Source organism: Allobosea sp. P1_A7 (assembly GCF_056406775.1).
This window is the reverse complement of record NZ_JBFTZN010000688.1, coordinates 1-316: the sequence shown is the minus strand read 5'-3', so window position 1 is coordinate 316 and position 316 is coordinate 1. Positions and strand designations below refer to the sequence as shown.

Annotated in this window: 1 pseudogene; it reads left to right on the top strand. The window is 62.7% G+C overall.

Going from position 1 to position 316, the window contains the following annotated elements:
- Positions 1 to 2: 2 nt before the first annotated feature.
- Positions 3 to 316: pseudogene (locus tag AC1D34_RS38395) on the top strand (IS6 family transposase); the annotation flags it as partial.

Genomic DNA, 316 nt, shown 5'->3' with positions numbered 1-316 from the left:
TGCTGTGTGTTCGCTGGTATCTGGCCTACGGCCTGAGCCTGCGCGACCTGAAGGAGATGATGGCCGAGCGCGGCATCAGCATCGACCATTCCACGATCCACCGCTGGGTCGTCTACTTCGCGCCCTTGCTGCTTCAGCGCTTCAACCGGCGCAAACGCGCCGTGAGGTCCGCGGACGGTGGATGTATCTTTATCGCGCCATCGACAGCGTTGGCGACACGGTCGAGTTCTGGTTCAGCGAACATCGGGATCTGTCGGCGGCCAAGCGGTTCTTCCGCAAAGCGCTTGAACGCCATGGCCGGCCCGAGCGCATCATC